This is a genomic window from Acinetobacter haemolyticus, from assembly GCF_003323815.1.
Lineage (GTDB): Bacteria > Pseudomonadota > Gammaproteobacteria > Pseudomonadales > Moraxellaceae > Acinetobacter > Acinetobacter haemolyticus.
The window spans coordinates 1,086,844-1,102,125 of sequence record NZ_CP030880.1 but is presented as its reverse complement, the minus strand read 5'-3'; the positions used below and the strand labels follow the sequence as shown (position 1 = coordinate 1,102,125).

Annotated in this window: 14 protein-coding genes; 12 read left to right on the top strand and 2 right to left on the bottom strand. The window is 40.5% G+C overall.

Annotated elements, in window-relative coordinates; all coding sequences use genetic code 11:
* Positions 1-32: 32 nt before the first annotated feature.
* On the bottom strand, positions 33-3,863 hold the full coding sequence (gene purL / locus DS737_RS04905; RefSeq protein WP_113996936.1) for a phosphoribosylformylglycinamidine synthase: 3,831 nt from the start codon (positions 3,861-3,863) through the stop codon (positions 33-35).
* A 352-nt stretch (positions 3,864-4,215) separates the two neighbouring features.
* Between purL and DS737_RS04900 the strand changes: the two genes are divergently transcribed.
* The 11 genes from DS737_RS04900 to pal all read left to right on the top strand — a co-directional run bounded on the left by DS737_RS04900 (position 4,216) and on the right by pal (position 13,890).
* Positions 4,216-5,556 (top strand): deoxyguanosinetriphosphate triphosphohydrolase, encoded by a 1,341-nt coding sequence (locus tag DS737_RS04900; protein ID WP_113996935.1) that lies wholly within the window; start codon positions 4,216-4,218, stop codon positions 5,554-5,556.
* Complete coding sequence (locus DS737_RS04895) at positions 5,556-6,257, top strand: hypothetical protein (RefSeq protein ID WP_113996934.1); 702 nt, start codon at positions 5,556-5,558, stop codon at positions 6,255-6,257. Before DS737_RS04900 ends, DS737_RS04895 begins: the two co-directional genes overlap by 1 nt.
* A gap of 9 nt (positions 6,258-6,266) precedes the next feature.
* Positions 6,267-6,872: a Holliday junction branch migration protein RuvA gene (gene ruvA, locus DS737_RS04890; protein ID WP_005089630.1), complete on the top strand. Its 606-nt coding sequence runs from the start codon at positions 6,267-6,269 to the stop codon at positions 6,870-6,872.
* Between the two features lie 7 nt (positions 6,873-6,879).
* Positions 6,880-7,875, top strand: a complete 996-nt coding sequence (gene ruvB / locus DS737_RS04885) for a Holliday junction branch migration DNA helicase RuvB (RefSeq protein WP_113996933.1) — start codon at positions 6,880-6,882, stop codon at positions 7,873-7,875.
* Positions 7,876-8,024: 149 nt separating this feature from the next.
* Positions 8,025-8,966 (top strand): hypothetical protein, encoded by a 942-nt coding sequence (locus DS737_RS04880; protein WP_017394834.1) that lies wholly within the window; start codon positions 8,025-8,027, stop codon positions 8,964-8,966.
* Between the two features lie 147 nt (positions 8,967-9,113).
* A complete protein-coding gene (ybgC, locus tag DS737_RS04875; protein ID WP_004640100.1) occupies positions 9,114-9,527 on the top strand; it encodes a tol-pal system-associated acyl-CoA thioesterase in 414 nt (137 codons plus the stop codon).
* Positions 9,528-9,546: 19 nt separating this feature from the next.
* Entirely contained in the window at positions 9,547-10,245 is a 699-nt protein-coding gene (gene tolQ, locus DS737_RS04870) for a protein TolQ (RefSeq protein ID WP_004640101.1), read from the top strand.
* Positions 10,245-10,697: a protein TolR gene (gene tolR, locus DS737_RS04865; protein WP_004640103.1), complete on the top strand. Its 453-nt coding sequence runs from the start codon at positions 10,245-10,247 to the stop codon at positions 10,695-10,697. Before tolQ ends, tolR begins: the two co-directional genes overlap by 1 nt.
* 3 nt (positions 10,698-10,700) lie before the next feature.
* Positions 10,701-11,921, top strand: a complete 1,221-nt coding sequence (gene tolA, locus DS737_RS04860; protein ID WP_113996932.1) for a cell envelope integrity protein TolA — start codon at positions 10,701-10,703, stop codon at positions 11,919-11,921.
* Positions 11,922-12,020: 99 nt separating this feature from the next.
* Complete coding sequence (gene tolB, locus DS737_RS04855; protein WP_004641814.1) at positions 12,021-13,304, top strand: Tol-Pal system beta propeller repeat protein TolB; 1,284 nt, start codon at positions 12,021-12,023, stop codon at positions 13,302-13,304.
* A 22-nt stretch (positions 13,305-13,326) separates the two neighbouring features.
* Positions 13,327-13,890 (top strand): peptidoglycan-associated lipoprotein Pal, encoded by a 564-nt coding sequence (gene pal / locus DS737_RS04850; RefSeq protein WP_004641816.1) that lies wholly within the window; start codon positions 13,327-13,329, stop codon positions 13,888-13,890.
* 40 nt (positions 13,891-13,930) lie between these two features.
* Here the strand turns inward: pal and DS737_RS04845 are convergent, their stop codons facing one another.
* Entirely contained in the window at positions 13,931-14,119 is a 189-nt protein-coding gene (locus tag DS737_RS04845; protein ID WP_004640107.1) for an NF038105 family protein, read from the bottom strand.
* 176 nt (positions 14,120-14,295) lie between these two features.
* Here DS737_RS04845 and DS737_RS04840 point away from each other — a divergent pair, with 176 nt between their 5' ends.
* The gene (locus DS737_RS04840) at positions 14,296-15,270 is read left to right on the top strand and encodes a class 1 fructose-bisphosphatase (protein ID WP_005084499.1); all 975 of its coding nucleotides are present in this window, start codon (positions 14,296-14,298) and stop codon (positions 15,268-15,270) included.
* The last annotated feature ends 12 nt before the right edge of the window (positions 15,271-15,282 follow it).

The window sequence follows — 15,282 nt, the reverse complement described above, 5'->3', positions numbered from 1 at the left end:
CACCTTTCGGTGGCTCTTATGGTTAAGTCACATTAACCAATAAATTTACGTGCATTGCGGAACATACGCAACCAAGCACCATCTTCAGCCCAATCTTCAGGCTTCCAAGAATGCTGTAAAGCACGGAAGTTTCGTTCTGGATGCGGCATCATGACTGTTGCACGACCATCTTTAGACGTTTGACCTGTAATCGCTTCAGGTGATCCATTTGGGTTCAACGGATAGTGTTGAGTTGGATTACCCAAGCTATCTACATAACGTAACACCACTTGGTTCTCAGCATTTAAAGCTGCAAGTTGTTGTTCAGTCGCAACTAAACGCCCTTCACCATGCGCAACTGCGATCGGTAAAATTGAACCGTGCATATCTTCAAGCAACACAGAAACAGATTTCTCTACACGAACGTTCACTGCACGCGCTTCAAAAACTTCTGACATGTTACGGTGGAAACGACCCCAATGCTCTGCGCCCGGAATTAGTGGTGCAAGTTGTGACATCATTTGACAACCGTTACATACGCCTAAGCTGAATGTATTTTCACGATGGAAGAATTGTTCGAACTGATCACGTAATTTCGCATTGAACAATACTGATTTCGCCCAGCCACCACCAGCACCCATCACGTCACCATATGAGAAGCCACCACATGCGACTAAACCTTCAAAGTCACTTAAGCTCACGCGACCTGCAAGCAAGTCACTCATGTGTACGTCGATGGTATTGAAGCCCACTTTGTCAAATGCAGCAGCCATTTCCACATGACCATTTACACCTTGCTCACGCAAAATTGCCATATTTGGACGACGTGTATTGATAAACGGCGCTTCAACTGGCTCATTTAAGTCATAAGTTGGTTGAGCAATTAAACCTTTGTGGTTTTTATCTGCAATTAAGGCAAACTCTTGATCAGCTGTTTCAACGTTGTCACGTAAACGTTGGATCTGGTGAGATACTTCAGCCCAAGCTTGTTGTAGTTCAGCACGCTCAAGTGTTAAACCATTTACAACCAATTGATCAGTTGAATTCACACGACCAATCACTGCAATGGCATCTTTCAAGCTAGATGCTGCAACTTCAACTTCTAACTGCGCCCAATCAGCAGCCGTAATTTGCAGTACTGCACCAATTTCTTCAGCAAATAAGCTTTCAGTTGATTGATTTTCTAGAGCAACACCTAAGCGCGAAGCAAACATCATTTCCGCAACAGTCGCCAATAGACCACCATCACCGATGTCATGGTAAGCCTTGATCACGCCACGATTGTTCCAGTTTTGAATCAAGGCAAAGAATGCTTTGAAGTCATCAAAACTATCAACATCTGGGGTAACCGAACCGATTGCTTTATATACTTGCGCAAGGATCGAACCACCTAAACGGAATTGGCCTTTAGACAAATCAATACGTACAAGTACTGAATCTGCTAAGTCCTTAAGTTCAGGTGTTAATGTTTTACGTACATCTAAAACAGGTGCAAACGCAGTAATCACGCCTGTCATTGGAGAAGTAACGGCTTTATCTTCGCCATCATTCCAAGTGGTACGCATTGAAAGTGAGTCTTTACCAACAGGAATGGCGATACCCAAAGCAGGACACATTTCCATACCAATCGCTTTCACACCTTCAAACAAGGCTTGGTCTTCACCTTTTTGACCAGCAGCAGCCATCCAGTTTGCAGAAAGTTTGATATCACTAATTTGTTCGATGTTGGCACACGCAATATTGGTAATTGCTTCCGCAACTGCTAAACGTGCAGATGCAGCAGGATTTAACAAAGCAACTGGTGGACGTTCACCCATCGCCATTGCTTCACCTGTGAAGCCTTGCAAGCTGGTGGTGGTTACTGCTGCATCTGCAACAGGAACCTGCCAACGGCCAACCATTTGATCACGTGCAACCATACCGGTAATTGAACGGTCACCAATCGTGATCAGGAATGATTTAGACGCAACTGTTGGATTTTTCAATACGCGGAAAATCGCATCTTTCAAATCAATTTTTGACGCATCAAAGTCATTGCCTTGACGTTCAATCGTTTCATAAGAACGTTGCATACGTGGTGTGCCACCCAACATGACTTGCATTGGGATGTCGACTGCATTGTTTTCAAATAATGGATCTTCAACCGTCAAATGACGTGCTTCAGTCGCTTCACCAAGTACTGCAAACGGACAACGCTCACGAGCACAAATTTCTTCAAACTGTTCTAAAGATTCTGGACGAATTGCTAACACATAACGTTCTTGCGCTTCATTTGACCAGATTTCCATCGGGCTCATACCTGGCTCTAAAGATGGAATCTTACGAAGGTTCAATACAGCACCTAACTCGTGATCATTCACTAGTTCAGGCATCGCATTTGATAGACCACCCGCACCCACGTCGTGTACAGACACGATTGGGTTAAAGTCTTCTAAGCGCCAGCACGTATCAATCACTTCTTGGCAACGGCGTTCCATTTCTGGATTTTCACGTTGTACCGAAGCAAAGTCTAAACTCTCGCCCATGGTACCGCTGTCTACAGATGATGCAGCACCACCACCAAGACCAATTAACATGGCAGGACCACCCAATACAATGAGCAAGTCACCCGGTTGAATCGCATCTTTTTCAACGTGGTCAGGACGAATATTGCCGTAACCACCAGCGATCATAATTGGTTTATGAAAGCCTTTCACTTCACCATTTACATTCTGTTCGAAGGTACGGAAATAACCATTCAATGCAGGACGGCCAAACTCGTTGTTAAACGCCGCACCACCCAATGGACCTTCAATCATGATTTGTAATGGCGATGCCATACGTGAAGGCTTACCATAGTTTTCTTCCCAAGGCTGTTCGAAACCTGGGATATTCAAGTTTGAAACGGTAAAGCCTGTTAAACCTGCTTTTGGTTTACCACCACGACCTGTTGCACCTTCATCACGGATTTCACCGCCTGAACCCGTTGCAGCACCAGCAAATGGAGAAATTGCGGTTGGGTGGTTATGCGTTTCGACCTTCATTAAAATATGAGCGGCTTGGCTCTTATATTTATAAACAAAGTGACCATTTTCATCCGCTTTTGGATAAAAACGCATGGTGTCATAACCCACGATCACAGAGGCATTGTCTTTATACGCCGACAATACATCTGTTGGAGATTCTTTATAGGTATTCTTAATCATTTGGAACAATGATAATGGTTGTTTTTCACCATCAATTGTCCATTCAGAACCAAAGATTTTATGACGACAGTGTTCAGAATTCGCCTGAGCAAACATCATTAACTCGATGTCATTTGGATTACGACCAAGCTTAGTAAATGCTTCGGTTAAGTAATCAATTTCTTGCTCAGATAAAGCAAAGCCAAACTCATTATTCGCTTTAACTAATGCTTCTTTACCTTGACCCAAGATATCAATTGAGTTGAGTGGCTTCGGCGCAGTTTCTGAGAATAAAGCTTTTGCCTCTTCAATTTGAGCAAAAACTGTTTCCGTCATACGGTCATGAAGTACTTGTTTCACTTCATTCGTAATTTCAGTCACACCTTTTAACGTGAATAAAAGACCACGTTCTAAACGGTGTACTGGTGTATTACAGTTTTGGAAAATATCAGTTGCTTTAGACGACCACGGAGAGATTGTGCCAACACGTGGAGTTACTAAAATTTGGATTTCATCACTTGCAGCTTGGCGAAGTTCGAAAGATTGACCATCGTTTAAAAGTTGTAATGCCGATTGATGTTGCTGCTCGTTGAGCGCTTGATCAAACAAATAAACCCACTGGCTGTCAAAAGATTGAACAGAACTCATTGACGCTAAACGGTTTAAGAGTTGAGCTTTCTTAAAAGAAGAATGTGCTGATGCACCGGCCACGATAAACATGTTGACTTTGGCTCCACGGGCAGATCGAACAGACCCACCGCAATGTGACTTATGAAAGAGCGCATATTCTACTGTGAAAGCCTCTTTTCAGCTAGCCATATCCAACTTAAAAATCAGAGTTTTCGACGATGAATGCCCTATTTCTGTCTCGCCTGATCTATTTTACTTTATTCGTAACAATTCTTTTATTTTGCAGAACAAATCACATTTCAGTTTTTTAAATATTTGACCGATTATTTTAGTGATTATTCTGATTTAGTTTTGTATCAACAAGACAATCTATGTCGCGCTACGCTAGTGCTTTAATCTTTTTTTTGGCATGATGAAGCGAACTTAGTTTGAATAATGATAAATGGAACAAATGCGTTGGTTGGAATTGCTATCTGCAATTCGTTTAGGTAGTAAAAAAAGCAGCAATGAGTTGGCTCGAAGCCCATTCCACAAAGACTACGACAGAATTATATTTTCCCAAAGTTTTCGTCAACTGAATAGAAAAACACAGGTTCACCCTCTGACTCAACATGATGGGATTCATACACGTCTGACTCATTCACTTGAAGTCTCTTGTATTGGTCGTTCACTCGGTATGCTAGCTGCAGAAAAAATCAAAGATGAATTACCGATGTGGATTTCCCCTGCCGATGTTGGTGCAATTATTCAAGCAGCATGTTTAGCTCATGACATTGGAAATCCCCCTTTTGGTCATGCAGGTGAATATGCCATTCGTGAATGGTTTGATGATGCCTCACATCGAGACTTTCTGACCAAACTGACTCCAGAAGAAGAAGCTGATGTAAGACAGTTTGAAGGCAATGCTCAAGGGCTACGCTTACTCAGTCGTATTGATTATCACCCTAATGATGGTGGTATGCGCCTCACCTGTGCCACACTAGGTGCTTATCTCAAATATCCGTGGTTATCCAAAACCATTAATGAACAAGGTGACACACCTTCACATCAACGGGCAAAATTCGGTTGTTATCAATCCGAAAAAGAAATCTTAAAACAGCTTGCGGAACAACTCGGTTTGATTCAACTCGGTGACTATCATTATTGTCGTCATCCATTGACCTACTTATTAGAAGCTGCTGATGATATTTGTTATGCACTGATTGATTTAGAAGATGGCATTATTCTTAATATGTTGGATTATGATGAAGTTGAACCTATCTTTCTGAATTTAATCGCCGATTTTGGTCGCCCAGAAGAACTGCATTTACCACATACCACTTGGCAACAAAAAATTGCCGCTTTGCGTGGGCGAGTCATGAAACGCTTAGTTGACGAAGTAACGACTGCTTTTGCAAAGCATCATTATGAGATTATTACAGGTCAACTCAAAGGTGGTCTTTTACAATATTGTTCACCAGATATTGAAGCAGGCATCCAAACGGCAAAAAACCTTGCACGCGACCGTATTTTTGAACATCCACAAAAATCTGGCTTAGAAATTATTGCGCATCAAAGTTTGCAAACTATTTTGGATGCTTTTGTTCCACTAACAATGCCTCATAAAACATTAAGTTTTAAAGAACAGCGTTTACTTTCTATTTTGCAGCACTCAGGCGCAAACTTCCAAAGCAACCATTATCAAAATATCATGCAGGTTTTGGATATTATTAGTAAATTCTCTGATCACCAAGCTTATAGCTTAGCGCAAGAATTGAAAGGTAATAAAGTTGGATTCTTTTAATGTCTCGATTTATTGATAAAGGTATAAGTAGCGTATCTCTTCTCAAACCAGAAGTTTGGGTACATTGTCCAACATGTCAAATGCTCGCAAAAATTGTCGAAATAAAGGAGGAGGAATCAGAAGGAGTAAAGGTTTTTTGTACTCAGTGTACATATCGCAAATCATTACAGCATATTCGTACCCAAAGTTATGACTATATGAGTTATTACTTTAATTTAAATCAAAATATTGATGAATGGAGAGGTACATGTGAAGTCGAAATAAATACGAAATGTACAACATGTAGAAAAGGGAAATACAAATATCTTCAGCAATATGCCCGTAAGTCACTTATTCCAATAGAAATAACTATAAGCTGTAATTTCTGTCTACGAGAAAATACATTTGATGACTCTATCTATACTTTAAGAAAAGTTAGCGACTCCAAAGAAGGCTTAGATTCTTTTTACTCATATCAATTATTTTTAAATATTGCTGTTCGACAAGGTCAAATCTGTGTTTACAACCCAACTCATTTAGAAATATTGAAAAACTTTATTCAAGCCGATCTAAGAGAACGTGAATTTTCAAATTATAATCGCAGTTATTTTTCACGGTTACCGACTTGGATAAAATCCACGAGAAATCGTAAAGAAATTCTAAAAGCCATTTTGCGTTTAGAACAAATGGCATCTACTATTCAACCATCAACAACTAAGTGAAAAGACTCAATGATCGGATGTTTAATTGGCGAAGTGTTTGCCTTAGAAGCCCCAACCGTCTTACTCAATGTAAATGGTGTTGGCTATGAAATAGATACGCCACTTTCAACATTTTGCCAATTACAAAAAGGACAGAAAGTGACTTTATGGACACACCTTGTGGTTCGTGAAGATGCCCAACAACTTTATGGTTTTAGTGATGCACAGGAAAAGACAATTTTCCGTACCTTACTTAAAGTCAATGGCGTTGGTCCTAAAATGGCTTTAGGTATCCTATCAACATTGAGTGTTGAGTTACTGATTCATACCATTGAGCATGATGATATCAATACACTGATTAAAGTTCCTGGTGTCGGTAAAAAAACTGCCGAGCGTTTAATGATTGAATTACGTGATCGTTTTAAAGCTTTGGCAAATTCAACTGGCGGCACAACAAATACGGCAGCTGCTCAAATTCAATTTATGGCAAACTCACCTGTTGCCGAAGCAGAAGCCGCATTACAATCGTTGGGTTATAAACCTGCTGAAGCACAAAAAGCTGTTGCTGCTGTAAAAGCAGACTATACTGAGTCTGCCGATATTATTCGTGCTGCGCTTAAATCCATGATGAAGTAATAGATATATGCAAGATCGTCTTATTAGCGGAACAGAAAAACCAGAAGATCATTTTGATCGCGCCATTCGCCCTACGTCATTGGCTGACTATATTGGTCAACCTGTAGTCCGTGAGCAAATGGAAATCTTCATCGGCGCAGCTCGCGGTCGTGGTGAGGCCTTAGACCATACCCTGATTTTTGGTCCACCAGGTTTGGGTAAAACCACACTGGCAAACATTATCGCGCGAGAAATGGGTGGCAATTTAAAGTCAACCTCTGGCCCAGTACTGGAACGCGCTGGTGACTTAGCAGCAATGCTGACCAATCTTGAAGAAGGTGATGTTCTGTTTATTGACGAAATTCATCGTCTTTCACCCGTAATTGAAGAAATTCTCTATCCGGCAATGGAGGATTTTCAACTCGATATTATGATTGGTGAAGGTCCTGCTGCCCGTTCAATTAAGCTTGATTTACCACCATTTACACTCGTAGCTGCAACTACACGCGCTGGCTTACTGACCTCTCCTCTACGCGATCGTTTCGGTATTGTACAGCGTCTTGAGTTTTATTCTGTCAAAGACTTAACTCATATTGTTACTCGTTCAGCAAACCTCATGGATGTGCCAATCACGCATGATGGCTCAATGGAAATTGCACGTCGCTCACGTGGTACACCTCGTATTGCCAACCGCCTGTTACGTCGAGTTCGTGACTATGCTCAAGTCAAAGGGACTGGTGAAATTACTCAAGACATGGCTCAACGCGCCTTAGATATGTTAAATGTCGATAAAGATGGCTTAGATACATTAGACCGCCGTTATTTGTCTATGCTTTTAGAACGTTTTGAAGGACGACCAACTGGTGTTGAAGCTTTGGCAGCGGCAATGGCTGAAGACAGTGGAACACTGGAAGATGTGATTGAACCTTATTTGATCCAGCAAGGCTATGTGATGCGTACTGCACGTGGTCGTATTGCAACCAATATGGCTTATTTACAATTTGGTATGACACCGCCTGAATAAGCTTTCAAGCGAATAAATATCGTGTTAATACGATATTTATTCCAATATAATATCAATATTTTTTAAATTTATAATTTGCTGTTATAATTTATCGTCTTAAAATCAAATTACACATCTAAACTAACCAAAACTTAATATAAGGGTAAGAAATGAAAAACAAATTATTAATTTCTACAGTATATTCAGGAGCACTATTATTGACCGCATGTGGAGGTGGTGGAGATAATAGTCAATCATCATTCAATAGCAAAGAAAAATTAGACTTTGCAAAGAAAGAGAATATTGAGATTATTAATGAAAATGTAGTTTCTATTTCAAATGAATATGAAAATCCAATAATTGAAATTAGCACTATAGCACTAGAAATTCACAATCAAATTAGCAAAAAAAATCCTGATCTCCACACTGCTTCTTGCCAATCAGGTAGTGCGATATTAAACAATGATAATAGTGTGACCTTAAACAATTGTAAAAATCTCACTATTTACTCCAATAACGGATCATATCCAATCTTTGGGCGAGATGAAGTAGTCATTGTATCTGGGACAATTCAAACTAAACTCACCCAATCAGAAAATTCTGAAAAATCTGATTTAACTCTAATTAATTTTAATATTGATTTAGCAGATGAACTTCATACGGTTAATGGAAAATTAACCAAAACCTCCACTTCGATCAACAATGATATCCATCGTGATTTATTTGAAGCAAATCAATTCACTTATAAATCTTTAGATAAACTCGACAAAACCAACAACTATCAGTTTATTATAAATAATTATACTTTGACTTCGAATTATTCAACCTCTAAAGGGGAAATAGATAGTAATGCGAAAGGTCAATTAACTGGGGAAGTTAAAGCAAAATTTTTCTCTGTCAACTTTAACTCCAATTTTGCATTTAACAACCTTCAAGATCTTGAAAAAATGGAGCCAAGCCAAGCTAAATTAGACATCGAAGATATCAATAATAAACAAAATTCAATTGTTATTACTAGGACCACCAATGGTCAGGCATTAATTAATGCCTATGCCAATAATCGCAGCGTTGCAGGTTTCCCTCAAACAATCGAATGGATTGAGTTCTATTAATTTCTGCTTAAACAAAAAAAAGCCCTACTACAGGGCTTTATTTTTATCTAATGCTCTCCAATATGTTATTTATTACTATTTCCATCGCTAGCTCGAAACCCTATCATTCCACCATCGCCCGAAACACACTGAAATAGGTTAAAGGACATGGCAAATCATTTTGAATTTAATATCCGTGTATATATTGAAGATACAGATGCAGGCGGTATCGTCTACCATGCCAATCATATTCGCTTCATGGAACGAGCGCGTACCGAATGGTTGCGTGCAGCCGGCGTAGATCACTACTGGCATCAACAAGACTACAACTTCGTCGTACACCAAATTCAAGTCAAATATGTACGCCCTATATTAATGGATGATTTGATTACCGTTACAGCGCGTGTTATTTCGTGTAAAGCTGCATCTTTTGTATTGCAACAGAATATATATCGTGGTGAAATCTTGCTGGCTTCTGGTGAGGTTGTGTTGGCATGTCTAAACAAAGAATTGATGCCTCGACGCCTTCCTCAAGAAATTCGTGATCTGATTCAAAAAGAATTAGCACAGGACGAAAAATAAACTTTTGGCACAGTGACTTATGGCAACTAATTTAGAATCTTCAATGCACATTTCTGACCTTATTTTACAAGCAAGCCCTGTTGTACAACTGGTCATGCTGATCTTATTACTTGCCTCAATCTATAGTTGGTATGTGATTGCTAAATTGCATATGAGCTTTAAAAAAACGGGGCAAGATGATGAGCATTTTCAAAAAATGTTCTGGTCTGGTGCTGAGCTAAATACCCTATATAACAATGCCCAATTGAACTCTAAACGTAACGGTTTAGAAGATGTTTTTTATCAAGGTTTATCTGAGTTCTTTAAACTTAAAAAACGTAAAGCTGACACAACTCAAACCATTGAAGGTACTGAACGTATGTTACGCGTTGGTCTAAGCCGCGAACAAGGCGGTTTAGAGCAAAACCTAGGCGTATTAGCAAGCATTGGTTCTGTCGCTCCATACATTGGTTTATTCGGTACCGTTTGGGGCATCATGAATGCCTTTATTGGTCTTGCTGCAGTTGATCAAGTGACTTTGGCCACTGTTGCCCCAGGAATCGCAGAAGCATTAATTGCAACTGCAATTGGTCTATTTGCTGCGATTCCGGCAGTACTTGCATTTAACCATTTTACAGCGAAAGGTGAAGCCATCTATTCAGATCGTGCTCTTTTTGCGGAAGAAATGGTGGCGCTGTTACAACGTCAATCGATTGGAACGGCTCAGGAAGATGCATAATGGCAATTCAACGATCAGGGCGTTTTGAACGCATCAAAAAGCCGCTCAAAAGCGATATGAATGTCGTTCCTTATATTGACGTCATGCTTGTGCTGTTAGTCATTTTTATGGTTACAGCACCGATGATTACCAGTGGAATCAAGGTTGATTTGCCACAAGCCAATAACAATCCAATTGAGTCAAAAGAGCGACCACCAATCGTTACTCTCGGTAGCAATGGCAATATTTATTTAGAATATAAAGAGCATGATAAAAATCAGGTTCTGTCATTTCAAGAGTTAGAAAGTATTCTAAATGATGCTCAAACCCAAGCCGAGCAAGAAAATAAAACGCTGACCGTTTTGGTAAATGGTGATCAATCACGTCCTTATGGTGATGTGATTGCTCTAATGGCAAGTTTACAAAATGCGGGTCTAACTGAAGTCGGCCTGCTGACTAAGCCGTTAGAATAAACTATGAAAAAATTCCAAAAGCCGCCTTTTAAAGAAAAACAAAATGCGATCGCACTAGCTTTTACGCTAGGTATTCATGCTGTGGCTATTGTTGGTTTGTTGTACTTAGGTATGAGTAAACCTCTTGAGCAACCAAAAAAAGTAAAAACGATTTTGGTTAATCCAGATGACCTACCTCAAACAATCGATTATGAAACCACAGCTGAAAATCAAGCCGAAGAGATTCAAAGCCCTATTGTAGATGAAACGTTGCCACAAAATTTACCAGCAACGCCATCACAGCCGACTGAACAACAGCTTGCAGCTGAAAAACAGAAGGCAGAACAAATCCAACAAGACAAACTAGCTGCTCAACAACGTCAAGCGGAAGCAGATGCTAAACGCAAAGCTGAGGCAGATGCTAAGCGCAAAGCCGAAGCGGATGCAAAAGCCGAAGCGGATGCTAAAGCAAAAGCCGAAGCAGATGCCAAAGCAAAAGCTGCCGCAGATGCTAAACGTAGAGCAGATGCCAAAGCAAAAGCCGAAGCAGATGCCAAAGCAAAAGCCGAAGCAGATGCTAAACGCAAAGCCGAGGCAGATGCTAAGCGCAAAGCCGAAGCAGATGCCAAAGCAAAAGCTGCCGCAGATGCTAAACGTAGAGCTGAAGCAGATGCCAAAGCAAAAGCCGAAGCAGATGCTAAGCGCAAAGCCGAAGCAGATGCTAAGCGCAAAGCCGAAGCGGATGCTAAAGCAAAAGCCGAGGCAGATGCTAAGCGCAAAGCCGAAGCGGATGCTAAAGCAAAAGCCGAAGCAGATGCTAAACGCAAAGCCGAGGCAGATACCAAAGCAAAAGCCGAGGCGGATGCTAAACGCAAAGCCGAAGCAGATGCCAAAGCAAAAGCCGAGGCGGATGCTAAAGCTGCTGCCGCAAAACAGGCGGAACAAGAGGCAGCCCAGAAAAAAGCTGAATCTAGACGTATTGCTTCAACAGCTAAACGTGATTTCGAACAGAAAATTTACCGTGCTTGGAATATGCCATTAGGCTCATCAGGTCAAAGAGCTAGTGCCCGTGTAACATTAAGTGATAGTGGTGCGGTCTTATCTGTTGTTGTAACAGCAAGTGATCCTGATGTTAAAGCTAGTGTTGAAGCAGCGATACGAGCAGCAGCTCCTTATCCGATGCCAGAAGATCCAGATGCAAGACGTGAAGCTCGAAGCTTTACTTCAAATTTCACAGCAAAATAGTAATAAATGGTTAACGTTACATGCTTGTAATAGCACAAAGCATGTAACTATGTTAAATAATCAACAGCCACAAAAAAACGAGAGCAAGTAATTGTAACTATGGAAAAGACTCGTAAGCATCTCATCGCAATTGCCGTTTTTACTGCAATTAGTACCACTATTCCGATGACAACTTTTGCGCAGCTTCAATTGGAGATTGCAAAAGCACCCGAAAAAGCGCCAAAAATCGCTATTGTTCCATTTACAAATGACAATGCGATCTACCCTATTGTTGAAAGTGATCTGAATCGCTCTGGTCGTTTTACCAGTGCGTCACAGAATTTACCTGCAACTGCCAGTATGAATCAGATTCAGGCAAGTGATTGGCAAAATGCGGGTGTTCCATATGTTGTGGTTGGTCAAAGTAAGGCTATAAATGCCAATACTTTTGAAATTCACTATCAGCTTTACGATGTACAAAAACAACAATACTTACTCAATGAGGTTTTGACTGTCCCTGCTGGTCGTGTACGTCAAGCTGGGCATATGATCAGTGATGCTATCTATCAAGCTCTGACAGGCATCCCCGGTGACTTTAGTGGTCGTATTGCTTATGTACTCCGTAATCAAGCAAATCCCGCACAGCGTTATACTTTACAAATTGCTGACACCGATGGTGAACAACCGAAAACCGTACTTTCATCACGTGATCCTATCCTCTCCCCAACTTGGACGCCTGATGCGAAGAAAATTGCTTACGTTTCGTTTGAAACCAAACGTCCAGCCATTTATTTGCAAGATCTAGCGACTGGTCAACGTGAAGTACTTGCAAGCTTTAGAGGCTTAAATGGCGCGCCGAGCTTCTCACCTGATGGTCAATCGATGTTATTTACAGCATCCATGCATGGTAATCCTGAAATTTACCAAATGAATTTGAATACACGTCAAGTACAGCGCATGACCAATGATACTGCGATTGATACTGAAGCACGTTATTCGCCAGATGGTAAATCATTTATTTTCACGTCTGATCGCGGTGGTTCTCCACAAATTTATCGCTATACCTTTGCAGATAAATCAGTACGACGACTCACCTTCCGCGGTGCTTTCAATGCACGTGGGACCTTGAGTGCGGACGGAAAAAGACTCGCTCTAGTACATCGCCCAAGTGGAAGCAGTTATAAAGTTGCACTCCAAGATATTAATACAGGGATTACAAATATCTTAACCCCAACCAGCTTAGATGAATCACCAAGCTTCTCACCAAATGGTCAAATGGTTGTTTATGCAACACGCGAAGGTAATCGTGGCTTGCTGTCAATCATGTCTACTGATGGTCGTTTCCGTATGAATTTACCAAGCGAGCAAGGTGAAGTTCGTGAACCTGCTTGGGCACCAAAATAAATTTACTTGATTGGAGAATCACATGAATATGAAATATCTTAGCCTTCCACTCATTGCTGCAACGCTAGTATTTACTGGTTGTGCAAGCCGTAAACCAGCAACAGACATTACTGCAGGAAATACACCAACAGGTACGACAGTAAGTACTGAAGGTTTGAGCGAAGATGCAGCCTTAAATGCACAAAACTTAGCTGGTGCATCTGCAAAAGGGGTGACTGCTGCAAATAAAGCATTCTTGGCGAAACGGGTTGTTCATTTTGACTATGACAGCAGTGAGTTATCTAACGAAGACTACCAAACATTACAAGCACATGCGCAGTTCTTAGTTGCAAATGCAAATTCACGTGTAGCTTTGACTGGACATACTGATGAACGCGGTACCCGTGAATACAACATGGCATTAGGTGAGCGTCGTGCAAAAGCAGTTGAAAGCTTCTTAGTAACAAACGGTGTAAATCCTCAGCAGCTTGAAGCAGTTAGCTATGGTAAAGAAGCTCCTGTAAACCCAGGTCACAACGAAGCAGCTTGGAAAGAAAACCGTCGTGTTGAGATCAACTACGAAGCTGTGCCACCTTTATTAAGATAAATAAGTTTAATAAAAAATGCTCACATCATGTGAGCATTTTTTATGTTTGAGATGAGGTATCATCATCGTTAGGTTGCATTGATTCTATCAAGTCATGCTTATTAAACTTTTTATATTCAGGCTTTGCCTCATACTCTTTCCAAGCATCCTTGACACATTCTTTAGAAATTTCATCTAAATTAATTGGCTCACCTGCAGTAGGTGTTGCCTCAAAAGTCTTAGTTGACATTTTCGATCTCCAACGTCCTGTTTAATATCCAATCAACATAGCATGTAATGCCATACTTGTAATCATAAAAGCAACATAAATAAAGTAAGATAATTTTTATTTTATAGCGATCTCATCTAGAATAGGTGCATTCTTTTTTATCCATTTCTGACACAGCTAAATTGGAGCTATTAAAAATGTCAAACCTAACTTTGTCTCAATATTTAGAACAACAAAATGGGAATTTGACTCCAGAATTGGCTCAAGTCATCGCAACAATTGCTGAAACCTGCAAGACTATTGATCAAGCATTACAAAAAGGCGCTTTAGCTGGAATTCTAGGAAGTGCAGGCAATGAAAATGTTCAAGGTGAGACTCAAAAGAAATTAGATGTAATTTCTAACGATTATTTAATCGATGCGTTAAAAGTACACCCTCAAGTCGGTGGGTTAGCATCTGAAGAGTTGGACGATTTTACCCCTGCTCAAGAAAATGGAAAATATTTAGTGTTATTTGATCCACTAGATGGCTCTAGTAACATCGATATTAATATGTGTGTTGGTACGATCTTCTCGATCTTACCCGCAAAAAATGCAGTAACTCAGTCTGCCGACTTTATGCAAGCTGGTATCGAGCAAGTAGCTGCAGGCTATGTGCTTTATGGTCCATCAACCATGTTGGCGCTTACAGTCGGTGCAGGCGTGGTGTTCTTTACTTTAGATCCAAACTCACAGACATTTTTATTGACCACTGAAAATGTACAAGTGTCAGCGGATACTCAAGAATTTGCAATCAATGCATCAAATCAACGTCATTGGGAAAATCCTGTAAAGCGTTATATCGATGAGCTATTAGCAGGGAAAACATCAGTACGTGAAAAAGATTTCAATATGCGCTGGGTTGCATGTATGGTAGGTGATATTCATCGTATCTTATGTCGTGGTGGGATTTTCCTTTACCCATATGATTTGAAAGATCCGAAAAAAGCAGGACGTTTACGTCTTATGTATGAAGCCAACCCGATGAGCATGTTAATTGAGCAAGCAGGCGGTGCTTCTACAACAGGTCGAGTTCGTATTATGGAAATCCAGCCAACTGAGCTTCATCAGCGTGTACCTGTTATTATTGGTTCTAAAAATGAAGTTCAACGTGTAACGAGCTATCATTCATAACTTAATTACTTT